The organism is Pseudarthrobacter sp. lyk4-40-TYG-27 (assembly GCF_030209295.1).
Taxonomy (GTDB): domain Bacteria; phylum Actinomycetota; class Actinomycetes; order Actinomycetales; family Micrococcaceae; genus Arthrobacter.
This window is the reverse complement of sequence record NZ_JARVSH010000007.1, coordinates 91,880-114,738: the sequence shown is the minus strand read 5'-3', so window position 1 is coordinate 114,738 and position 22,859 is coordinate 91,880. Positions and strand designations below refer to the sequence as shown.

The window sequence follows — 22,859 nt, the reverse complement described above, 5'->3', positions numbered from 1 at the left end:
CCGCCCCCTAGCGGTTCCTGCCGCCGGCCGCCGCCGCGGGCCGCGTCGCCTGGCCCGGGGGCGCCTGCGGAACGGGCAGGCGCGAGAGGATTCCCTGCAGGACGCTGTGCGGGTTTTCGCCAGCGCCGGCAGCCTTGCGCTCAACGATGATCCGGTGTGCCAGCACGGCCTCGGCGACGCCTGCGACATCGTCCGGCAGGACAAAATCCCTTCCGTCCAACGCAGCCGTGGCTTTGGCCGCACGCAGCAGCTGGAGCATGGAACGGGGGCTCGCCCCCAAGCGGAGCAGCGGACTTTCCCGGGTGGCGCGGCCCAGTGACACCGTGTATTCCTTCACGGCTTCAGACACGAAGACCTGCTGGACGGTGGTGGTCATCGCCGCCACGTCAGATGCCGTCACCACCGGGCTGACGGCGGCCAGCGGCGATACCGCCTGGTGGGTCTCAAGCATTTCGATCTCGGCTTCCTTGTCCGGATAGCCCATGGAGATCCTGGCCATGAAGCGGTCCCGCTGGGCCTCGGGCAGCGGGTACGTCCCTTCCATCTCGATGGGATTCTGGGTGGCCACCACCATGAAGGGTTCATCAAGCTTGTACGTGTTGCCGTCCACCGTCACCTGGTGCTCCTCCATGCATTCCAGCAGGGCGGACTGGGTCTTGGCGGAGGCGCGGTTGATTTCATCGCCGATCACGATGTTCGCGAATACGGCGCCGGGCCGGAATTCAAAGAGCCGGGAGGCCTGGTTGTAAATGGACACCCCGGTGACGTCCGAGGGCAGCAGGTCGGGGGTGAACTGGATGCGGTTGACGGTGCAGTCGATGGTCCGGGCGAGGGTCTTGGCGAGGAGGGTTTTTCCGACGCCGGGCACGTCCTCCAGCAGCAGGTGGCCCTGTGCGAGCAGGACAGTCAGCGCCAGCTTGGCGGCATCCGATTTGCCGTCGATCACCGTGTTGACGGTGGTAAGGATGCGTTGGGCCGCTTCATGGAACGACTCCGGGTCCATGGCGGCGGCCCGGTGCCCGTTCAGCCGGCTGACGGCATCCGCGACGCCGGCCAGGTTGAGGTTCGGTGCGCTCCCATTGTTGGCAGTGCGTCGGTGGGGTTCCATCGGCAACCTTTCAGCCCGGGTTTCACCTGGACGGGACAGCAAGCCTGCCTTCGCCCGTCGGTGGGCGTGCGCGTGTGTTCGTTCCAGACTACTAACACAACTGCCGTGCCTGACAGAGAGTTCCGGCAAATATGCCACCGCTTTCGGCGGATAGGCTGGGTGGATGTGCAATCCGCTGACTCCCGCCGCCTACCGGGCACCTGACACAGGCCCCTTGGACCCGGAAGCTCCGCCCCGCAAGCAGTATCCGCCCGCGCCTGAACCGTTGCCTGTACCCGTGATGGACAACCACACCCACCTGGACTTTCCTGATGGAACGGCGCCGGTAGGAATCAAGGCCGCGCTCGACGCCGCAGCGGCCGTGGGGGTCCAGGGAGCGGTCCAGGTGGGCTGCGACCTGGCGTCGTCGCGGTTCACGGTGGAAGCCGTGGACCAGGACCACCGTCTCCTGGGCGCCGTGGCCCTCCATCCCAACGATGCTCCGCACTATGCCGCCAGGGGCGAACTTGAGGCGGCCCTGGCAGAGATCGAACGCCTCGCGGCGCATCCGCGGATCCGCGCGATCGGCGAGACGGGGCTGGACTTCTACCGCACGGAAGGCGAAGGACTGCGTCACCAGGAGCACTCGTTCCGGCGCCACATCGACATCGCCAAGCGCCTGGACCTCACCCTCCAAATCCACGACCGGGACGCACACGGCGACGTGGTGCGGGTGCTGAGGGAGGAAGGCGCCCCGGAGAGGGTGGTGTTCCACTGCTTCTCCGGCGACGAGGAGCTTGCCAGGACCTGCAACGACCAGGGCTGGTGGATGTCCTTCGCCGGGACCCTGACCTTCAAGAACGCCGCGAATCTTCGGGCCGCGCTCGCCGCCGCCGACCGCCAACTCATCATGGTGGAAACAGATGCGCCGTTCCTGACCCCGCATCCGCACCGGGGGCGGCCAAATGCCAGCTACATGGTCCCGTACACGGTCCGGGCCATGGCAGAATTGACAGGCTCCGACCTCGCCGGGCTGTGCAACACCATCAGTGAAAATACCGTGCGGGCATACGGATCCTGGACCTGAAATTCCACCCCGTCCCGTGATCCTGGGCAATACCTGGTATGCAAAAATGTTGGTCGCTTTATAACGCTACGGTTACAGTGGACAACTATTAGCCGGGGTCGGGGAAGGCCAACGGATAATTTCGCTCCATTCGCAGCCGCTCCGGGCACGTCAGTTCCCGGGCCATGCCGCTGCGCGGAGTGTGGCGGTGCATCGATGCCCGGACGGTCTATTTGAGGTTGTTCCGGGCATTCCCTTGCGCGATTCCCCGTGCCCGGATGGACCTAGAGTTACGGGCAATCGTGATCAAGTTCTTCACAACGGACGGCAAGTTCAGCTATATCAAGGTTGGCGCCCAACTTCTGGTGCTCTGCGGCCTCGTCGCGGGCCTCGTGGCTTTCGTGGGCAATAACAAAACAATCACGCTCAACGTGGACGGCAAAGCCTCGTCCGTGCAGTCCTTTGGTGGAACAGTGGCGCAGGTGGTCAAGAGTGCCAACCTGGACCTCAAGCCCGGCGACCGCGTATCGCCGTCCTTGGATTCATCCGTGCAAAACGGCACCGTCATCAACGTCAACCAGGCCAAAGAGGTCAAGGTCAGCCTTGACGGGGCCGAAAAGACCGTCAACACCACCGCCCAGGACGTGGAAGGCCTCGTCAGCGAGCTCGGCGTTGCCAGCGCATCGGCCGTCTCGGCGCCCAAGGATGCCACGCTCGCACTGGCCGGCTCCTACGTCTCCATCTCCACACCCAAGACCGTCAGCATCGTGGCCGATGGCAAGGTGAACACCGCCACCACCACTGCCGCAACCGTAGGCAAGGTCCTTGAGGATTCCGGTGTCACCCTCGGCGCCAGCGACCGCTCCTCCCAGCCGGCCAACGCCAACGTGGTGAACAACATGGTCATCAAGGTCTCCCGGGTGGACACCAGCAAGACTGCCGTTACCAGCGAAGACGTGCCCTTCGACACGGTCACCGCCGAGAGCGCCGACATGCTCAAGGGTGACAAGCAGGTGACCCAGGCCGGGGCGGCCGGAAAGATCGAGCGCACCTTCAAGCTGGTCCTCGTTGACGGCCGGGAAGCGTCGCGCACCCTCGTGTCCGAGAACGTGGCGGTGCAGCCCGTAACCGAAAAGGTCACCGTGGGCACCAAGGCCAAGCCCGCCGTCCAGGCGGCGCCCGCGGCAGCAGCCGCCAACACCGGGGCAGCGGCGCCGGCCATGATGAACGAAGCCATGTGGGACAAGATCGCCCAGTGTGAATCCAGCGGAAACTGGAGCATCAACAGCGGCAACGGCTACTACGGCGGCCTCCAGTTCGACATCCGCACCTGGATCGGAGCAGGCGGCGGCGCGTACGCCCCGAACGCCAGCCTCGCCACCAAGGCGCAGCAAATCGACATCGCCAACCGCGTCTACGCCCAGCGCGGGCTCTCACCGTGGGGTTGCGGCTGGGCAGCCAGCAGCTGATTCAGCGGACGAACACGACGCCCACAGCGTGGCCGGGCCCGGATATCCGGGCCCGGCCACTGCCGTTAAGCCGACAGGGCGGAGCTGCCGCGCGGGATAGGATACCTAGGTGACTGAACCCATCCCTGCCGTGCCCGCACCGTTGTTCGGTGCCTCCGACATCCGCCGGCTGGCAGAGGAAATCGGGATCAGGCCGACTAAAACCTTGGGCCAGAACTTCGTTATCGACGGCAACACCATCCGGCGGATCGTCTCCGCCGCCGGAGTGGGGCCGGATGAAACCGTCCTCGAGGTCGGCCCGGGCCTCGGCTCCCTGACCTTGGGGCTGCTCGATGCGGCGGCGGCCGTTGTCGCCGTCGAAATCGACCCCGTCCTGGCCGCGAAGCTTCCGGAAACCGTCAAGGAATGGCGCCCTGCCGCCGCCAACGCGTTCCACCTGGTCAACGACGACGCCATGAAAGTCACCGAACTGCCGGTCCAACCCACCGCATTGGTGGCCAACCTGCCCTACAACGTGGCGGTTCCGGTGGTACTGCACCTGCTGCAGCATTTCCCAAGCCTGCGGCACGGGCTGGTGATGGTGCAGGACGAAGTAGCGGACCGGCTGGCCGCGGGCCCGGGGTCCAAGACCTACGGGGTGCCGTCGGTCAAGGCGGCGTGGTACAGCCAGATGCGCAAGGCAGGCGTCATCGGCATGAACGTCTTTTGGCCCGCCCCCAAAATCCACTCCGGCCTGGTGGCCTTCACCCGCCGCGAGCCGCCGGCCACCACTGCCACCCGTGAGCAAGTGTTTGCCGTGGTGGACGCCGCGTTCGCGCAGCGCCGCAAGACGCTGCGGGCAGCCCTCGCCGGCTGGGCAGGCGGAGCGCCGGAAGCGGAGCGCTGCCTCGTGGCTGCCGGCGTGGACCCCACTGCCCGTGGCGAGGTCATCGATATCCAAGCCTTCGCCAGGATCGCCGAAGCCAAGGAAGCACGGTTGTGAATGCCCCGGCAGGACGCTTCGCGGCCAGGACGGTCCGGGTCAAAGCACCCGGCAAGGTCAACGTATCCCTGGCGGTGGGCCCGCTCCGCCGGGACGGCTACCACTCCGTTGCCAGCGTCTACCTCGCGGTATCCCTCTACGAGGAAGTTGCCGCCACCAGCACCGCGACGCCGGGAATCACGCTCAGCCTCAGCCCCGAAAGCACCCTGGACCTCGACGCCGTCGACATTCCCCTGGACAGCAACAACCTGGCCTACAAGGCAGCCGCCATCATGGCTGACGTCTCCGAGCACGCCACCGGCGTACACCTGGAAATCACCAAACGCGTCCCGGTCGCCGGCGGCATGGGCGGCGGGTCAGCCGACGCCGCCGCCACGCTCCTGGCCTGCGACGCCCTGTGGAACAGCGGACTTTCCCGCGAAGAATTGGCCCACCTTGCCGCGGAACTGGGCGCGGACGTGCCCTTCTCGCTGCTTGGCGGCACCGCCGTGGGCCTTGGCCTGGGCGACAAACTGTCCCCGGCCCTGGCCAAGGCCCAAACCCACTGGGTGCTGGTGGCGGCAGACTACGGACTGTCCACCCCGGAGGTGTACCGCACCCTGGACAGGCTGCGGGACGCCGAAGGCATCACCGCGGACGAGCCCACCGGCGTCGACCCGCACATTTTAACGGCCCTGCGCAGCGGCGACGCCGAATCCCTGAGCCGTGTCCTGGTCAACGACCTGCAGCGTGCCGCCATCTCCTTGGCCCCTGCATTGCGCGATACGCTGGGTATCGGCGAATCCCACGGCGCGATCGCTGGGATCGTTTCAGGTTCCGGCCCCACCGTGGCCTTGCTCGCCGACGATCCCGTGGCGGCCGAAGCACTGGCCGAGGACCTGCGGCACCAGGGACTGGCGGCCCTTCACGTGCACGGCCCCGTCCACGGCGCGCGCATCATCTCCGACACACATCTCTAGACCCCTTATATTTCGGCAGCAGAAAGCAGTTCCTTTTGGCACACCTTCTTGGCGGCGAGAACCTCACAGTTTCCTACGCGACCCGCACCGTCCTGGACGGCATCACCCTGGGCCTTGAGGAAGGCGACCGGATCGGCATGGTGGGCCGGAACGGCGACGGCAAATCCACCCTGATGCGCCTGCTGGCACTGCGTTCCACGCCCGACTCCGGCCGCGTCACCAAGCGTGGCGACGTCAACGTGGGGTACCTGGACCAAAGCGACGTGCTCGACGGCGACCTGACCGTCGGCGCCGCGATCGTGGGCGACCAGGCGGATTACGAATGGGCGCGCAACCCGCAAATCCGCGAGATCATGGGCGGGCTGGTGTCCGACGTCGACTGGCATGCCAACGTGCACGCCCTCTCCGGCGGCCAGAAGCGGCGGGTGGCCCTGGCAAAGCTCCTGATCGAGGACCACGACGTCATCATGCTCGACGAGCCCACCAACCACCTCGATGTCGAAGGAGTTGCCTGGCTTGCCCGGCACCTGAAGACCCGCTGGCGGGCCAACCAGGGCGCCTTCCTGGTGGTCACCCACGACCGCTGGTTCCTCGATGAAGTCTGCAACAAGACCTGGGAAGTGCACGACGGCATCGTGGACCCCTTCGAAGGTGGATACGCGGCGTACGTCCTGGCCCGTGCCGAGCGTGACCGGATGGCCTCCGTGGTCGAAGGCAAGCGCCAGCAGCTGGTCAAGAAGGAACTGGCCTGGCTTCGCCGCGGCGCCCCGGCCCGGACCTCGAAACCGAAGTTCCGGATCGAGGCCGCCAACGCCCTGATCGCCGATGTCCCCGAGCCCCGCGACTACATGGCGTTGAACAAAATGGCCACTGCCCGCCAGGGCAAGGACGTCCTGGACCTGGAAAACATCTCCCTGAACTTCCGCGGCGGCGACGATGGCCGCAAGCTGTTCGACAACATCACCCTGCGCCTGGCCCCGGGAGAGCGGCTGGGGCTGGTGGGTGTCAACGGCGCCGGCAAGACCACCCTTCTGAAGCTGCTCAACGGCGAGATCACGCCCGACGCCGGGAAGCTGAAGCGGGGGAAGACCGTGGTCACCGCGGTTCTCACGCAGGAGGTCAAGGAGCTCGACGACGTCGCGGACTTGCGCGTCATCGAGGTGATCGAGCGGGAAAAGCGTTCCTTCAACGTGGGGGGCAAGGAGTTCACCGCCGGGCAACTGGTGGAGCAGCTCGGGTTCACCAACCAGAAGCAGTGGACCCCGGTCAAGGACCTCTCCGGCGGCGAACGGCGGCGGCTGCAGTTGCTGAGGCTGCTGGTGGGGGAGCCCAACGTCCTGATGCTCGACGAGCCCACAAACGACCTTGATACCGACACCCTCGCCGCCGTGGAGGACGTCCTGGACGGCTGGCCCGGCACGCTGGTGGTGGTCAGCCACGACCGCTACCTGCTCGAGCGCGTTACCGACCACCAGATGGCCCTCCTGGGCGACGGCAAGCTCCGCGGCCTGCCCGGCGGCGTGGACCAGTACCTTGAGCTGCGGGAGGCCGCCCTCGCCGGCTCCACGGTGTCCGGCGGCGGCAACCCCGTCACCAGCGCGGGCCAGGGCCCCGCGGCCCCAGCCACCGGCACAGGCCCCTCCGAGGCGGAGAAGCGGGAGGCCCGCAAGGCCCTCAACCGGATCGAACGGCAAATCAAGAAGCTCGATCAAGAGGAAAAGAAGCTTCACGACCTGATGCTGAAGACCACCGAGGCCGGCGATTTCGACAAGCTCGCGGACCAGAACAAACAGCTCAAGAACCTCACGGACGAAAAGGACGCCCTGGAAATGGAATGGCTGGAGGCGTCGGAGCTCCTGGGGGACTGACAAAGGCGACGCGGGCAAGAGCGGAGGGCCCCTGCGCCGCGTAAGTGACCACGGCGAAGGCGGCCTGGGCTTACGCCTCAGACTGCAGTTCGGGGTCCTTCTTCAGGCCGGTGAGGCCGTTCCAGGCGAGGTTGACCAGGTGTGCAGCGACGGTTTGCTTGTCGGGCTGGCGGCTGTCCTGCCACCACTGGCCGGTCATGGCCACCATGCCAACCAGCATCTGGGCGTACATGGCGCCATCCTCGCCGCTGAAGCCGCGGCGCGAGAATTCGTCGGAGAGGATGTGTTCCACGCGGGCGGTGACCTGGGAGAGCAGGGTGGAGAAGGCGCCCTCGGGCTGGGACGGGGGAGCGTCGCGCATGAGGATCCGGAAGCCCTCGGTGCGCTCCTCGATGTAGGTCAGCAGGGCCAGGGCGGCGCGTTCGACGAGGACCCGGGGTTTGGCTTCCTCGGTGAGGGCGCTATTGATGGCGTCCAGCAGGATGTGGAACTCGCACTCCACCACCTGCGTGTACAACCCTTCCTTGGATCCGAAGTGCTCGTAGATGACCGGCTTGGACACACCCGCGCTGGCGGCGATCTCCTCAATGGTGGTCCCGTCGAGCCCCCGGACGGCAAAAAGCGCCCGGCCGACGTCGATCAACTGGCTACGCCGCTGCAGGCCGGTCATCCGCATCCGCGGCAGGTTGTTGCTCACAATCCCATCATGCCCCACCGGCCACGGGCCCGATTCCGCCCGGCAGGCAGGGGAGAACCGGCCGGTGTCGCGCGGTGCCCCGAACCCATGGCAAAATAGGGACTTGTGCCCGGGCCTTGAGTCCTCCGGCACGGTCCGCTCTGGTGTAACGGCAGCACCCCGGCCTTTGGAGCCGTGGAGTATAGGTTCGAATCCTATGGGCGGAACTGCTGTGCGAGGAGCGTTCAGTAGGATGGCACCCGGTGCCGGGCGGACATGGACGCCGGACACCCCAATGCGCCAGCACAACCTAGCAAGGAGAGCCCGTACGTGATCCCCGAGAATGCCGGCCCGGCCGCTGTCATCGTTCTGGCAGCAGGCGCCGGTACCCGGATGAAGTCGCGTACACCCAAGATCCTCCACGAAATCGGCGGCCTCTCCCTGGTGGGCCACGCCCTCCGGGCGGCCCGCAGCATCAACCCGCAGCGGCTCGCCATCGTGGTGCGCCACGAACGTGACCTGGTTGCCGGGCATGTATCGGCACTGGATCCCGACGCCGTCATCGTGGACCAGGACGACGTGCCGGGCACCGGCCGCGCCGTGGAAGCCGCCCTCGAGGCACTCCACGCGGAACAAGGCCTGGCCGGTACCGTTGTGGTCACCTACGGCGATGTTCCGCTGCTCTCCGGGGAACTCCTGGGCGAACTCGTGGCCACCCACGAGCGTGACGGCAACGCGGTCACCGTCCTCACCGCCGTCCTCGACGACGCCACCGGCTACGGCCGCATCCTCCGGGGGGAGGACGGTTCCGTCACGGGCATCCGCGAGCACAGGGATTCATCCGAGGCCGAGCGGCTGATCCGCGAGGTCAACTCCGGTATCTACGCCTTCGACGCAGCCATGCTCCGGGACGCCCTTGGCAAGGTCACCACCGACAACGCCCAGGGCGAGAAATACCTCACCGACGTCCTGTCCCTGGCGCGTGCCGCCGGCGGCCGGGTTGCCGCCGTCGTCACCGCCGACCGCTGGCAGGTGGAAGGCGCGAACGACCGCGTCCAACTGGCCGCCCTCGGCGCCGAACTGAACCGCCGCACCGTCGAGGGATGGATGCGCGCAGGCGTCACCGTGGTGGACCCGGCCACTACGTGGATCGACGCATCGGTCACCCTGGACGAGGACGTCCGGCTGCTGCCCAACACCCAACTGCACGGCGCCACCACCGTGGCCCGGGACGCCGTCGTCGGCCCCGACACCACGCTGACCGACGTCACGGTGGGCGAGGGCGCAACGGTGGTCCGCACCCACGGTTCCGGCTCGGTGATCGGGCCGCGCGCCGCCGTCGGCCCCTTCACCTACCTGCGGCCAGGCACCGTGCTCGGTGAAAAGGGCAAGATCGGTGCGTTCTACGAAACCAAGAACGTCACCATCGGCCGCGGCTCCAAGCTGTCCCACCTGGGCTACGCAGGCGACGCCGAAATCGGCGAAGACACCAACATCGGCTGTGGAAACATCACGGCAAACTACGACGGCGAGAAGAAGCACCGCACGGTGATCGGCTCGGGCGTGCGTACCGGCTCCAACACGGTCTTTGTTGCCCCGGTCACCGTGGGGGACGGTGCCTACAGCGGCGCCGGCGCGGTGATCCGCAAGGACGTACCCGCAGGCGCGCTCGCACTAAGCGTCGCTGCCCAGCGCAACGCCGAAGGCTGGGTCCCCGCGAACCGTCCGGGAACCCGCTCCGCCGAACTGGCCCAGGCGGCCACCCAGAACTCCTCCAGTACCCCGGCATCTACAGAAGAGGGCAAGTAAGAATGAGCGAAATTACGGCGCACGGCGAAAAGAAGCTGGTGCTCGCCACCGGGCGGGCCCATCCGGAGCTGGCCCGGGAAATCGCCAAGGAACTCGGCACTGACCTGCTGCCCGTCGATGCCTACGACTTCGCCAACGGCGAAATCTACGTCCGCGCCGGTGAAAGCGTCCGCGGCACCGATGCCTTCGTGATCCAGGCCCACCCGGCACCGCTGAACAACCACCTGATGGAACAGCTGATCATGATCGATTCGCTGAAGCGGGCTTCCGCCAAGCGCATCACCGTGGTTTCCCCGTTCTACCCCTATGCGCGGCAGGACAAGAAGGGCCGCGGCCGCGAGCCCATCTCCGCCCGCCTGGTGGCAGACCTCTACAAGACTGCCGGCGCGGACCGCATCATGAGCGTTGACCTGCACACCTCCCAGATCCAGGGCTTCTTCGACGGTCCGGTGGACCACTTGATGGCCATCCCGCTGCTGGCCGACTACATCCGCACCCGGGTGGACGCCGAAAACATCACCGTTGTCTCCCCTGACACCGGCCGCGTCCGCGTGGCCGAACAGTGGGCCGAACGCCTGGGCGGGGCACCCCTCGCCTTCGTGCACAAGAGCCGGGACCTCACAGTCCCCAACCAGGCTGTCTCCAAGACGGTGGTGGGCCAGATCGAGGGCCGGACCTGCGTGCTGATCGATGACATGATCGACACCGGCGGAACCATCTCCGGAGCCGTCACCGTGCTGAAGAACGCCGGGGCCAAGGACGTCATCATCGCGGCCACGCACGCCGTATTCTCCGAGCCGGCCGCCCGCCGCCTCTCCGAATCCGGTGCCCGCGAAGTGGTGGTCACCAACACCCTGCCGCTGACCGCCTCGCAGCGGTTCCCGCAGCTGACGGTGCTGTCCATCGCGCCGTTGATCGCCCGTGCCATCCGCGAAGTGTTCGACGACGGTTCGGTCACCAGCCTCTTCGACGGCAAGGCGTAGCGGCTGGTTGCCTGTCGAAACCCGGGATTGCGGTTTCGGCAGGCAACCACCGCCGCCTCACCGTTTTCAATATTCGGCTCCGGCGCTGGTAGGCTTGACCCCGATACCTTGGCGAGGGAGAGCAAAGTCTCCGTTATCGACTGGGTCTGCTTGTCCCTTGATGAGAGGGACTGCCTTCTTGAAGGGCCGCCTACCGGCCGCCCGGCGTTGAAGGTCACACCAGACCTCCGCCCTTGCTGAACACCGTTTCATCTTCAAGGAGATTTCCATGTCTGAGCAGAAGCTCGCAGCAGAACTGCGCACCGAATTCGGCAAGGGCTACGCCCGCCGCGCACGGATGGCCAACCTGATCCCGGCCGTCATCTACGGCCACGGCGCAGAGCCCATCCACGTCACCCTCCCGGCCAAGGCCACCACCCTGGCTGTCCGCACCCCCAACGCCCTGCTGTCCCTGGACATCAACGGCGAAGGCCACCTGGCCCTGGTCAAGGACATCCAGCGTGATCCCGTAAAGCAGATCATCGAGCACATCGACCTCCTGACCGTCCGCAAGGGCGAGAAGGTCACCGTCGACGTTCCCGTGCACGTTGAGGGCGAATCCGCTCCCGGCACCGTCCACAACCTGGAACTGACGGTCGTGTCCCTCGAAGCCGAGGCCACCCACCTGCCCGAGTCCGTCGTCGTGAGCATCGAAGGCCGCGGCGCCGGCGAGCACATCCACGGCTCCGACCTGGTCCTGCCCAAGGGCACCGTCCTGCTGACCGACGCCGAGGCACTGGTCGTCAACATCTCCGAGGCCGTTGAAATCGCCGAGGAAGAGGAAACCGAAGGTGCGTCCGAGGGCGCCGCCGAGGAAGCTTCCGAGGCAGCCGAAGAAGCAGCCGCAGAGTAAGCACTCCGCACTCCCTGACAGTGGCCGGACCCCGCACGGGGCCGGCCACTGTCGTGTCCGCACAGCGCCGTTCCCGCCCCAACCGCCCCCATAGGATTGATCCATGACTGATACCTGGCTGATCGTCGGCCTCGGCAACCCCGGGGCGCAGTACCAAGGCAACAGGCACAACATTGGCCAGATGGTCCTCGATGAACTCGCCTCCCGGATGGGCGCGGGCTTCAAGGCCCACAAAGCCAGGGCCCAGGTCGTGGAGGGCCGCTTGGGAATCGGGGGCCCGCGGGTAGTCCTGGCCAAACCGATGACGTACATGAACGTCTCCGGCGGGCCCGTGTCTGCCCTCGCCAACTTCTACGGGATCGCCGCCGACCACGTGGTGGCCGTCCACGATGAGATCGACATCCCCTTCAACACGGTGAAACTCAAGCTCGGCGGCGGCGAAGGCGGCCACAACGGCCTGCGCGACATTTCCAAAGCACTCGACACCAAGGACTACCTGCGCGTCCGGGTGGGAGTTGGCCGGCCGCCCGGGCGGATGGATACGGCAGACTACGTCCTGCGCGACTTCGGCACCGCGGAACGGAAGGAACTGCCCTTCCTGCTCGACGACGCAGCGGACGCCGTTGAGTCCTTGCTCCGGGAAGGACTCACTGCCACGCAGCAGAAATTCCACCCCGCCAAGTCCGGATCACGCCAAGCAGAATCGTAAAAGTTCCCTTGTGCCCTGTTTCCTTGTCAGTGGCAAGGGGTACTCTTCTTCCTATGCGGGGGAGCAATGGGGCTACATCCCGCTATTGCAGGATGTAGGGGACAAGTTCATGTCAATCGAGCCACTCAGCTGGGGACGTGGGTCAACACCTCAGGGTGATGGGCTGGCCACGGGATCCTCCGCAGTGCCGGAGGGCCGGCAATGGTCCGTGCCGGCACGAAGTGCCAACCTTGACGCCGTCCGCACAGCGTTGACAAGCGAAAACTCCTTCGGAGCGGTCATCACAGGCGCCCGCGGGGTGGGGAAGTCCTCCCTGGCCAGGGCGGCAGTCGCCGACTTGGGCCCGGACATCTGGTCGCTGCAGCTCCGGAGCGCACCCTCGGGCTCCAATACCCCGTATGGCTGCCTCTCCTTCCTCCTGGCCCGGTTGCCGCAGGCCTACATGGGTTCACCCACTGCCATCCTGCGCGGGATCACCTCCCTGATCCGCAGCGATGCGGCGGGCAGGCCCTGCATCATCACGCTGGACACCTCCGGCACTGTCGACGACATGAGTGCCGGCGTGCTGTTGAACGTGTTGCTGACCGGCACGGCAAGGATCATCGCCGTCGCTCCCAAAGCCAGTGACCTGCCGGCGGATTTCCACTGGCTCCTGACGGACCGCAAGCTCACCGAAGTCAGGCTCAGCAACCTCAACGAATTGCAGACCCGGCAGGTCCTGCTGTCCCTGCTGGGGCACCGCGTCGCATCGTCCCTGGTCACCACCTACCACCAGATGGTGGGCGGCAACCCCCTGCTGCTCAAAGCCCTGGTTACCGAGCAACAGCTTTCCGGGAACCTCGTGCTGTCCGAATCCGTCTGGACGCTCCGGGACAAGGTGGTGCTCGACGGCGCCGCGAGCCTGGATGACATCGTCAGGTCGCGCTGGACAAGGGAAACACCGGAGACCCGCGAAGTCATTGAAATGTTGTCCTGCGCCCGCCGGGTGGAACTGTCCCGGCTGACTGCCATCTATGGCGCCGACGTCGTGGCGGACATGGAGGACGCCGGGCTGCTCGAGATCGACGACTCCGAGTACCGCTGGGTGTCGCTGCGGGAGAAGTACATTGGCGACGTCGTCAGGACCTGGCTGAGCATTTCCCGGCGGCGGGAGCTCCGCTCCGTGCTGCTGGGCGGCGAGGAGCCCGACCCCGCGGCCATGACCGTCGATGAACTGATGTCGTTCGCCGCGTGGACCCATGAATGCGAGGCGGAACTCAGCCCGGCACTGGCGCTTGCGGCCGCCCAGGCCGCCGTCCAGCTCTTCGACCCCCGGTTCGCGTTGACCTATGCGGAGATGATCCAGCGGACGGATGCCGTGTGGGCATCCGCGCAGCGGCAAAAGGCCGCCGCGTACCTGCAGCTGGACATGGCGGTCCAGGCCCTGGCCGCCCTTGAGGACATTACCCAACCTGAACTTGAGGCCCTCGACCTCGAAGAGTACGCCCAGGTGGTGGCCGCCAAGGCGCGGGTCATGCTCTGCCTTCCGGAACGGTCCGGCTCGGTCGGGGAGCTCTTCGCCTCGGCCCGCGAACGCCTGGCCACTGCGGGAGACCACCAGGACTGGCCTGCTCCTGCCGCGGTGGCGGCCAACCGCATTTCGCTAAGCGAATTCGAGTACCAGGCGCACGCGGGAAGGTACGCCGCCATGATTCCCGCCCTTGAGCGGGCCGTTGACCCAGCCGCCAACCCTGACACCGGCTACCGGCTCCAGTGCGCCATCATCCTGATGAGCGCCCTGGCCATGACGGGCCGGGAGATGGATGCCCTGGGCCTCGTGCGCCAGATCGGTGGCCAACTCAGCGATGCCTCGCACATTGTGGGCCTGCGGGAACGGTACACGCGGGAGGCCTACTTCGTTCTTTTGATGGCCGGCCAGTGGCGGCGCTGCATTGACCTCATGGCCCCGTTCAGCGCCGGCCAGCCCTTCCGGCTTCCTTACCGCAGCGCGGCCACGGAAATCGCTGCCGGAATAGCTTTCGCGTTTTCCGGTCGGGGCGAAGCTGCCCTGGAACCCCTGATTTCTGCCGCAGCGCAGCTGGAGCTGCAACCGGTCCAGGGTGCGCTGCGCACCGCGTACGCGGCCACGGCCCTGGCCTACGCCCAGACCGGAAACGCCGCGCTGTCACGCAAGTACCTGACGAAAGTCCAGCGGATGCCCGGCAGGTCAGGGTTTGCCGTGGAGAGCATCATCGAGTTCTGCACACTCGTGGCCGGACGGTGGCTGGGCGACTCCGACGCCGTCACCAGCCTCAAGCAGGGGGCCCGCGCGAACGCAGAAGCGGGCCGGTATGCCATGGCCGGGATCTACCTGCTGGCGGCAACGGTGAACGGCAGCGATGCCGACTTCCGCTTCCTGGAGGAGATCGCGGGCCACCGGCAAGGCCCGCTGGCCGAAGTATCCCGGCTGATCGCCGTGGGAAGCCGGACAAAGGACGCCAAGGCGCTGCTCGCCGGCGGCGAACTCGCGGCCACCCTGGAACTCGACGCCGTCGAAGCCCGCTGCATGGCACTGGCGGTGGACTTTGCGCGCCAGGACGGGGATGCCCTGTCGGCCCGGACCGCGCAGGCACGGCTGGACATCCTGGCCGCCACGGTAGCCAACCTCCCCATCGTGCCCAGCAGCGGCAGCCCGCTGTTGACCAGCCGTGAGCGGCAGATTGCACGAATGGCCGGCAGGGGTGCCTCAAACCGTGACATCGCCCTGGAAATGGGTGTCTCAGTCCGCACCGTCGAAGGCCACCTGTACCAGGTGTTCACCAAGCTGGGCGTAACTTCAAGGGGTGATCTGACTGGACTCGTCTAATGGCCACAAACCCACATCTGCCCATCGGCTCCTGACCGGACGGCGGGAGCCCGTGGACCGGATCTGCAACCTGGTGCGCAATGGCACCAGCCATGCGGTCTTCGTCATGGCAGGCCCGGGGATTGGAAAATCGGCGGTGACCGACGCCGTCACCGAACGGCTCGCCGGGCACCTGAACGTGGTGCGCATCCATGCCAGTTCCGCGCTCTCCGGGGTGCCCTTCGGGGTCCTGACCCCCTATACCGGGGAACTCACGGCTGAGGAGTCGGTCTCGCCGGTGGCCGTGTTGCGGTCAATGTGGTCCTACTTTGAAAAGCTGAAAGCCGGTAACGGCTCGGCAGTCCTGCTCGCGGTGGACGACGCACATCACCTGGACGAGGCCTCGGCAGGGGTACTGGCTGAGCTGATTTCGGCGGGCTGGGCAACCGTGCTGGCGGCCGCGCGGCCCCGGCCCGGCCTTCCGCAGCCGCTGGAGCAGCTCTGGTACGACGGCCTTGCCGAGCGCGTCGATCTTCGGCCCCTGAACCGCGAGCAGATAGAGGAAGTCCTGGCCCACGTCCTGGACGGGACCGTTCCGGCTGCCACGGTGGACGCCATGTGGAGCGCTTCGAGCGGAAATCCACGGATCCTTGACGCCTTGCTGCATGACTCCGCGGAAGCCGGGGTACTGGCCAAACGCAACGGCATCTGGATCCTGCTCGGGGACCTTCCTGCCGACGGGCCCCGGCTGGCAGCGGTGGTTGCCAAAGACCACCTGCGCCGCGGACCCGAGGAACAGGAAGCCCTGAAGCTTATTGCCCTGGCCGGCCCGGTGGGCCGCAAGGTCATCGAAGACATCAGTGGGGCAGCGGTGGTCCGGTCCCTGCTGGACCAGCAGATGATCGTGGAGACCCCCGGCGTTCCCGCGGAACTTTACCTCTGGAACGCGCTCTTCGCCGGCGCCATCAGGAACACGGTATCGGTCTCCCGGAGCCTCCAGCTCTTGGAGAAGGTCAAGGCACACCAGGACCCCGGATTGCTGCAGGGGGAAGGCCGGCTCCGTTCGGTGGAATGGGCGCTGGAGTGTGGCCTCCGGGTCGGCGACGACGAGTTGCTGGCCGCCGCCAAAGTGGCGTTGCTCGCGTACCGCAACCACAGCGCGCGGTCCATCGCGGCCAAGATCCGCAACCCCGCCTTGATCCCCTTGGCCCAGGCGGTCCAGGCCCGGGCCCTGTATAACGAGGGCTCCTACCAGGAAGCAGCGGCCCTCCTGGACGAGTGCTGGCTCCCGCTGGCCGGGGACCCGCAAGGGCCGGCAGCCCTGGTGCTCCGGGTTTCGGCACACCAGGCCAATGGCCGGCTGCTGGCAGATGTAGCGGAGGACGTGGAGCGGGCCATCGCCCAATTCGGCCAGGATGGCAGCTGGCAGGCGGAGCTTCTGCAAGTGCTGCAGCTTGGGGCCGAGGTCAACGTCCAGGCACTTGGCGAGGAAGTCGACAGGATCAGGAAACGCGGCGCAGCGGGCTCCGGGGGAGAGCCGCTGCGTGCCCTGGCTGAGGCGCTCCTGGCCCATGCCCTGGCCGCTGCAGGGCGTCCCGTCCAGGGCTTGGATGCTGCCATGATGGCGGCGTCGGAGCTTCCTCCGCTCGAAGGCAGCCTGTTCTTCTTCCCTGAGTTCGTGCTGGGACGGCTGGTCTCCAACTACCTGGCCATGGGCGAATGGGAATCGGCCGAGCGGGAACTGAACGGCTACGCGGCAGGCCACGGCGCCAGTGCGGCCATTTTCGACGGGAGCCTGAACGTACTCCGCGGCTACTCCCTGCTTCGCCAGGGCCGGATGGAGCGGGCCTACCAGGTCCTGCTGCCCGCCGTGGAAGCCCTGAGGCTCAACGATCCGTTGCAGCTGTACCGGTTCGGTACAGCGCTGGGCTATTACGTGGCGGCCCGTCTCGGGGATGCTGAACAGGCAAGACGGCTGGAACAGGATCACAAGGACGCCTTCGCCGGCGGCCCCGCACATGACCTCCTGGCCGAGGCGTACGTGGCAGCGGGGGCAGAGTACACCGCCCGTGACGGCAAGGGGCTGGCTGCGTTGCAGACGCTCATGACGACGCCGGAGGCAGCCGCAAGGGCCGGCAACCTCCTCGAAGTCCTGGCCATGTGCTGGGACCTCGGGGACCCCTCGGTGATCCCCATGGTCCAGACGGTTGCCCGCGGCGTGGAAGGCCGCTGGGCGGAGGCGCTGCTGACCCTGGCCACGGCGTGGGAAAACGCCGACGGCGACACCCTGATGGCAACGGCTGCCTCGCTGGAGGAAGCAGCCTTTGTCAACCTGGCCCGGGAGGCTTATGCCCGTGCCAGCACGGTGCTGGAACAGGCAGGCGAACGCCGCCGGTCCCGGCAGGCGGTGGCCCAACGGGAAAAGTGCGACCACGAACTCGGCGAGCGCTTCCGCGAGGGACGCTTCATCGCCGCCGCACCCGCGGTCCACCTCACCCGCCGGGAGCAGGACATCGTCGAACTTGCCGTCCAGGGACTGACCGACCGGGAGATCGCCCAGCGCCTGATGGTGTCGGTGCGCACGGTGGAAGGGCACCTGTACCGTACTTACGTCAAGCTTGGCGTCCGCAGCCGCGATGAGCTGGAGACGGCCCTGCCCAAGTAGTCCCGGCCGCCCTTCCCCGGTACCTGCCCGCGACGGCCGCCGTCGGCCGCCCCCTCGCCGTTGGTGCCCTGCGGCGCCGTTTCCACGCGCCGTACGTCACCGCGCCGCGGGTGCCCTGTGACCGCCGTTCCGCTCGCGGCGGAACCACACCCCGGCCGCAGCATGCGCCTGTGCATGACTACCTGGCCGCGGCCCGGTAGTGCACCCCCGAGGATTCGAGTACACCCTACTCGTGTACGGGAGAGCGCTACCGGATTTACTTAAGGAGGCAAAGCAAAGCGGCCGGCTGGAAGCCGCGGAGCAGCCGATCAGGACATTGAGGCCCCTCATATTTCCGGTCCCCACGGACCGGGCACAGACGGGGCCGGCGACGTCAGAGTCTTCTGAGACCGAGACTCTCCCCCCAGCCGTCGCCGGCCCTCTGCTCCCTCGGCCGAAGCCCGGGGCAGCGGTGGCGGCAGCCCCTCCGGGCGGCCGCCACAGCCGTGTTGTGGGACAATTGGGTGTCAAACATTGGCAGCCCAAGGAGTTCGTTTTGGCCGTAGTATCAACGCCAGCCACGCTGGAACGTGCCCTGCCGGCCATGGACAACGCGGAAGTGCTGCGCATCCGCAACGACTTCCCCGTGCTGAACCAGCTGGTCAACGGCCAGCCGCTGGTCTACCTTGACTCCGGCGCCACCTCGCAGAACCCGGTCAGCGTCATCGAAGCCGAACAGGAGTTCTACGAACAGCGCAATGCTGCCGTGCACCGCGGCGCACACCATCTTGCGGTGGAGGCCACCGAAGTCTTTGAGGATGCCCGGCAAACCATCGCCGACTTCATCGGGGCCGGCTATGAAGAGACCATCTGGACCTCGAACGCCACTGAGGGGCTGAACCTCATCAGCTACGCCCTGTCCAACGCCGCCCTTTGGGCTGCCCAAGGCCGCGGCGATCGCGGCCTGCGGGAACTGGCGCTGGGGCCCGGCGACGAGATCGTGGTGACGGAGATGGAGCACCACGCCAACCTTATTCCGTGGCAGGAGCTGGCTTTCCGTACCGGGGCGACGCTCCGGCATATTCCCATCGATGACGACGGCAGCCTGCGCATGGACGCTGCGGCCTCAGTCATCGGACCCCGGACAAAGGTCCTGGCCTTCACCCATGCCTCCAACGTGCTGGGCATCATCAACCCGGTGCAGGAATTGACGGCCCTGGGCCGCGCCGCCGGCGCCCTCGTGGTCCTGGACGCCTGCCAGTCCGCCCCGCACCTGCCCTTGAACGTCAAGAAACTGGACGTGGACTTCGCGGTCCTCTCGGGCCACAAAATGCTCGCCCCCACGGGCATCGGCGTGCTGTACGGACGGCAGGAACTGCTGGACATCCTGCCGCCGTTCCTGACCGGCGGATCCATGATCACCACCGTCACCATGGAGCGGGCAGAGTACCTGCCGGCACCACAACGCTTCGAAGCCGGTACCCAGCGCATCTCCCAGGCCGTGGCATTGGCCGCCGCGGCCAACTACCTCACCGAGACCGGGCTGGACCGGATCCACGCCTGGGAGTCCGAACTCGGCCAGCGCATGGTGGTGGGCCTTGAGGCCATTCCCGGTGTCAGGGTCCTTGGCCCGGCCGCAGGCAGGGAGCGGATCGGCCTTGCCGCGTTCGACGTCGAAGGCGTCCACGCCCACGACGTCGGGCAATTCCTGGACTCCCGCGGGATCGCCGTGCGCGTCGGGCACCACTGCGCCCAGCCGCTGCACCGGCGGCTGGGACTGACCGCCACCACCCGCGCCAGCGTCTACCTGTACAACACCACCGACGACGTGGACCGCTTCCTTGAAGCCGTGGCCGGCGTCAGAGCCTACTTCCGCGCCTAGCGGAGAACACGAAGGGTGACACCATGAGCCTCGACCAGTTGTACCAGCAGATCATCCTGGACCATTCCAAGGCCCGCCACGGCAGCGGGCTGGCCGCCACCGATGCCCCGGCCGGCGCGGCAACAGGCCAGTCCCACCAGCTCAACCCGGTATGCGGAGACGAAGTCACCCTGCGGCTGGCGGTGCAGGACGGCAAGGTGGTCCAGGTGGCGTGGGACGGAGCCGGTTGCTCCATTTCCATGGCCTCGGCGTCGGTTCTCTCCGAACTCGCCGACGGCATGACCGTTGCCGAACTGCACCAGGTGATCGAGAGCTTCCGCGAGGTGCTCCGCTCACGCGGCAAGGTCCAGGCCGATCCCGAACTGCTGGGGGACGCCGCTGCCTTCGAGGGGGTTGCCCGCTACGCGGCCCGGGTCAAGTGCGCCATGATCTCCTGGGTGGCGGCGGAGGACGCGCTCAACCAGGCGGCATAACCGCAGGGAACAGAACAGCCCGGGCCTTCCTCGTTCTGGAGGAAGGCCCGGGCTGTGTCATGCCGGAGCCGTGCTGCCGCGCGGAAGGGTCAGCCCAGCAGTCCCAGGACGCCGATGACTGCGGTGGCGAGTCCCAGCACCATGGAGATGCTGACCAGCACCACGTGCACGGTCAGGAATTTGGTGGCCTTGCCGGCAGTGTCGCGGGCACGGGGATCGTTCATGACCCGGCGCAGGAACTGCGGCCAGACCACCAGCGACCAGACGCCGGCGACAATCAGGACCAGCGCAGCGAAAACGGGCAGCTCCATGGACTAGTGGCTTTCCAGCCAGGCCTGCGCCTGCGTGGCCTGCAGGTTCAACGCCTTGGCCACCATGGGCTCGGCGGCATCGGCGATCTTGCCGCCCAGGAACGGAACGGAGGACTTCACGGCGCCCTCAAGCTCCACCCGGGTTCCACCGGCGTCGGCCACCAGCCGCTGCACGGCCGTGACATCCACCGGGGCGCCGGCGATCTTCAGCGAGATGTTGCTCTGGCGGGAGCCATCAGCGGCGGGGGCGTCCCAGTTTTCCACCTGGGTCACTTTGAGGTGCTCACCGACAAACTTGCGGGCAATCTCGGGCAGCCGGGTGGTGGGCAACGTCCGCACCGACGTGGCGCTGAACGCCCCGGCGGTGTCGCCGTCGACCTTGAAGGACTCCAGTTCGCCGCCCACCAGCCGGCTGACGTGGCGCTGGAAATCCTCGTTCACCAGCACAGCGGCAACGCTGTCAACGGAGTGCGGAAGGGTGGTGGTTGCGCTCAGCGCCATGGGTCCTCCTGGGACGTCGGGAAAGGATTTACGCCTCCAACATCCTACGGGGTCACCTCTGCGCGCTCCGCATCGGCCAGTTTTTGGGCTGCCGCGGTGATGTTCCGGGCCATGGCCGGGAAGATCAGGCTGTGGAAGGGAAGTACGGCCAGCCAGTAGAGCCGTCCGCTCAAACCCTTCGGGAAGAAAATGGCCCGCTGCCGGTACCGGCTGCCTCCGCCGTCCGGCTCCACGGAGAGCTCCAGCCAGGCACGGCCGGGCGCGCGCATTTCTGCCCGCAGCCGGAGCAGCCTGCCGCGGTCGATCCGCTCCACCCGCCACCAGTCCACCACCTCGCCCGCCGCCAGCGAGTGCGGGTGCCGGCGGCCCCGCAGCAGCCCGGCGCCGCCGGTTAACTTGTCCAGCCAGCCCCGCACCTGCCAGGCCAAGGGCAGCGAGTACCAGCCGTTGCGGCCGCCGATCCCCTCGATGATGGTCCAGACGTGCGCCGGGTCCACGTCTCCGTGGAACGTCCGTTCGTCGATGTAGACCTTGTGCCCGGCCCACTCGGGGTCGCTGGGCAGCGGGTCTGAATCCGCGCCGGCGTTCGCCCACGTGGTCTCCACCTGGCCGTCCCGTTCCTTGCCCAGCGCCAAGGCCACCGCGGTGCGGTAGGGCGTGAGGCCGCCGTCGGGCTGCGGAATGAACTGGTCGATGTCGTGCTCGTTGGACACGGCGTCATGTTGCAACGACTGGACCAGGGGGACCGCCATGGACCATGGGATGGGGGTTGTCAGGGCCACCCACATGCCGGCCAGCTTGGGCGCCGGCACAGGCAGCGCCAACACCACCCGGTAAGGCAGGCCGGCCACGGCTGAATACTCCTGCATCATCTTGGCGTAGGTCAGCACCTGCCGGCAGCCGATGTCGAAGGTCCGGTTGATGGGACCCTCCAGCGACGCCGCAGCCACCAGGTAATAGAGCACATCGCGGACGGCGATGGCTTCGATCCGGTTGCGCACCCAGCTTGGTGCGGGCATGAGGGGCAGAGTCTCGGACAGGTGCCGGATCATTTCGAAGGAAGCGGAGCCGGAACCGATCACCACGCCTGCCTGGTACACGATCGAATCCACCGGGCTGTCCAGGAAGACCTTGCCCACGGCCTCGCGTGAGCGCATGTGGGTGGACAGCTCCACCCCCTTCGGGTGCAGGCCGCCCAGGTAGACAATCCGGTGGACGCCCGCCGCCGTGGCAGCATCCGCCGCCGTCCGGGCCATCGCCTTTTCCTTCGCCTCAAAACCGGCCCCTGCCGCCATGGAGTGCACCAGGTAGTAGAAGACGTCGACGCCGGCAAGGGCTGCGCGGAGGGCGTCGCCGTCGTCAAGGCTGCTTTCCACCACGTCCACCTCGGTGCGCCAGGGCACACCGGCGATCTTGTCGGGGGAGCGGACCAGGACTTTGACCGTATGGCCCGCTTCCAGCAGCCGTGGCACGAGCCGGCCGCCGATGTACCCGGTGGCACCGGTGACAAGGACGGTCTTTGATGTAGGCCGGGCAGTCATTTCGCTCATACTGGCTCCTGTTCGTCCCTTGTGGTTCGGAGCGGCGGCTTGTCCGGACGGCTGCTCCGACGCCGAATGCGATGGCACTGCCAGCCTAGGCCCGCAATCGCGGGACTGCCATGTCGGTCCCGCGCGGTAGGCTGGAAGTTCCCCGGGATTCGCAGCGAATTTCGGGTTTTCGCG

At 67.0% G+C, this 22,859-nt stretch carries 18 protein-coding genes and 1 tRNA gene; 14 read left to right on the top strand and 5 right to left on the bottom strand.

The genetic code is table 11. The annotated features are described in order from the left end of the window. Window positions 1-7: 7 nt before the first annotated feature. Window positions 8-1,108, bottom strand: a complete 1,101-nt coding sequence (locus QRM96_RS14660) for an AAA family ATPase (RefSeq protein ID WP_018762950.1) — start codon at window positions 1,106-1,108, stop codon at window positions 8-10. A 163-nt stretch (window positions 1,109-1,271) separates the two neighbouring features. Here QRM96_RS14660 and QRM96_RS14655 point away from each other — a divergent pair, with 163 nt between their 5' ends. From QRM96_RS14655 to QRM96_RS14635, 5 genes are all read left to right on the top strand, one after another. Next, on the top strand, window positions 1,272-2,174 hold the full coding sequence (locus tag QRM96_RS14655) for a TatD family hydrolase (RefSeq protein ID WP_285320084.1): 903 nt from the start codon (window positions 1,272-1,274) through the stop codon (window positions 2,172-2,174). A 281-nt stretch (window positions 2,175-2,455) separates the two neighbouring features. Further along, window positions 2,456-3,622 (top strand): resuscitation-promoting factor, encoded by a 1,167-nt coding sequence (locus tag QRM96_RS14650; RefSeq protein ID WP_018762952.1) that lies wholly within the window; start codon window positions 2,456-2,458, stop codon window positions 3,620-3,622. A 109-nt stretch (window positions 3,623-3,731) separates the two neighbouring features. Beyond that, the gene (rsmA, locus tag QRM96_RS14645) at window positions 3,732-4,604 is read left to right on the top strand and encodes a 16S rRNA (adenine(1518)-N(6)/adenine(1519)-N(6))-dimethyltransferase RsmA (RefSeq protein WP_285320083.1); all 873 of its coding nucleotides are present in this window, start codon (window positions 3,732-3,734) and stop codon (window positions 4,602-4,604) included. Further along, window positions 4,601-5,563, top strand: coding sequence for a 4-(cytidine 5'-diphospho)-2-C-methyl-D-erythritol kinase (locus QRM96_RS14640; protein WP_018762954.1), 963 nt, complete (start codon window positions 4,601-4,603; stop codon window positions 5,561-5,563). Before rsmA ends, QRM96_RS14640 begins: the two co-directional genes overlap by 4 nt. 35 nt (window positions 5,564-5,598) lie before the next feature. Then, complete coding sequence (locus QRM96_RS14635) at window positions 5,599-7,431, top strand: ABC-F family ATP-binding cassette domain-containing protein (protein ID WP_285320082.1); 1,833 nt, start codon at window positions 5,599-5,601, stop codon at window positions 7,429-7,431. Between the two features lie 70 nt (window positions 7,432-7,501). Here the strand turns inward: QRM96_RS14635 and QRM96_RS14630 are convergent, their stop codons facing one another. After that, window positions 7,502-8,128 carry a TetR/AcrR family transcriptional regulator gene (locus QRM96_RS14630; RefSeq protein ID WP_109863436.1) on the bottom strand — a complete coding sequence of 209 codons (627 nt, stop codon included), beginning with the start codon at window positions 8,126-8,128 and terminating at the stop codon, window positions 7,502-7,504. Between the two features lie 134 nt (window positions 8,129-8,262). On the opposite strand from QRM96_RS14630, the gene QRM96_RS14625 reads away from it, so the two are divergent. From QRM96_RS14625 to sufU, 9 genes are all read left to right on the top strand, one after another. Further along, window positions 8,263-8,334, top strand: a tRNA-Gln gene (locus QRM96_RS14625). Between the two features lie 103 nt (window positions 8,335-8,437). Beyond that, window positions 8,438-9,916, top strand: a complete 1,479-nt coding sequence (glmU, locus tag QRM96_RS14620; protein ID WP_285320081.1) for a bifunctional UDP-N-acetylglucosamine diphosphorylase/glucosamine-1-phosphate N-acetyltransferase GlmU — start codon at window positions 8,438-8,440, stop codon at window positions 9,914-9,916. 2 nt (window positions 9,917-9,918) lie between these two features. Then, window positions 9,919-10,899 carry a ribose-phosphate diphosphokinase gene (locus QRM96_RS14615; RefSeq protein WP_018762958.1) on the top strand — a complete coding sequence of 327 codons (981 nt, stop codon included), beginning with the start codon at window positions 9,919-9,921 and terminating at the stop codon, window positions 10,897-10,899. 268 nt (window positions 10,900-11,167) lie between these two features. Beyond that, window positions 11,168-11,791: a 50S ribosomal protein L25/general stress protein Ctc gene (locus QRM96_RS14610; RefSeq protein ID WP_018762959.1), complete on the top strand. Its 624-nt coding sequence runs from the start codon at window positions 11,168-11,170 to the stop codon at window positions 11,789-11,791. A gap of 103 nt (window positions 11,792-11,894) precedes the next feature. Further along, a complete protein-coding gene (pth, locus tag QRM96_RS14605; protein ID WP_018762960.1) occupies window positions 11,895-12,500 on the top strand; it encodes an aminoacyl-tRNA hydrolase in 606 nt (201 codons plus the stop codon). 109 nt (window positions 12,501-12,609) lie between these two features. After that, window positions 12,610-15,345, top strand: a complete 2,736-nt coding sequence (locus QRM96_RS14600) for a helix-turn-helix transcriptional regulator (protein WP_285320080.1) — start codon at window positions 12,610-12,612, stop codon at window positions 15,343-15,345. Then, entirely contained in the window at window positions 15,332-17,989 is a 2,658-nt protein-coding gene (locus QRM96_RS14595) for a helix-turn-helix transcriptional regulator (protein WP_502934896.1), read from the top strand. Before QRM96_RS14600 ends, QRM96_RS14595 begins: the two co-directional genes overlap by 14 nt. Before the next feature lie 535 nt (window positions 17,990-18,524). Continuing rightward, on the top strand, window positions 18,525-19,850 hold the full coding sequence (locus QRM96_RS14590; protein ID WP_285320079.1) for a SufS family cysteine desulfurase: 1,326 nt from the start codon (window positions 18,525-18,527) through the stop codon (window positions 19,848-19,850). A gap of 23 nt (window positions 19,851-19,873) precedes the next feature. Continuing rightward, the gene (gene sufU / locus QRM96_RS14585; protein ID WP_018762964.1) at window positions 19,874-20,323 is read left to right on the top strand and encodes a Fe-S cluster assembly sulfur transfer protein SufU; all 450 of its coding nucleotides are present in this window, start codon (window positions 19,874-19,876) and stop codon (window positions 20,321-20,323) included. An 89-nt stretch (window positions 20,324-20,412) separates the two neighbouring features. Here sufU and QRM96_RS14580 read toward each other — a convergent pair whose 3' ends face one another. Genes QRM96_RS14580 through QRM96_RS14570 form a run of 3 tightly spaced genes read right to left on the bottom strand, consistent with a single transcriptional unit; the run spans window position 20,413 to window position 22,685 of the window. Next, on the bottom strand, window positions 20,413-20,634 hold the full coding sequence (locus QRM96_RS14580; RefSeq protein ID WP_018762965.1) for an SCO4848 family membrane protein: 222 nt from the start codon (window positions 20,632-20,634) through the stop codon (window positions 20,413-20,415). A 3-nt stretch (window positions 20,635-20,637) separates the two neighbouring features. Further along, window positions 20,638-21,135: a DUF2505 domain-containing protein gene (locus tag QRM96_RS14575; protein WP_018762966.1), complete on the bottom strand. Its 498-nt coding sequence runs from the start codon at window positions 21,133-21,135 to the stop codon at window positions 20,638-20,640. 44 nt (window positions 21,136-21,179) lie between these two features. Then, window positions 21,180-22,685, bottom strand: a complete 1,506-nt coding sequence (locus QRM96_RS14570; protein WP_133832160.1) for an SDR family oxidoreductase — start codon at window positions 22,683-22,685, stop codon at window positions 21,180-21,182. Between the last annotated feature and the right edge of the window lie 174 nt (window positions 22,686-22,859).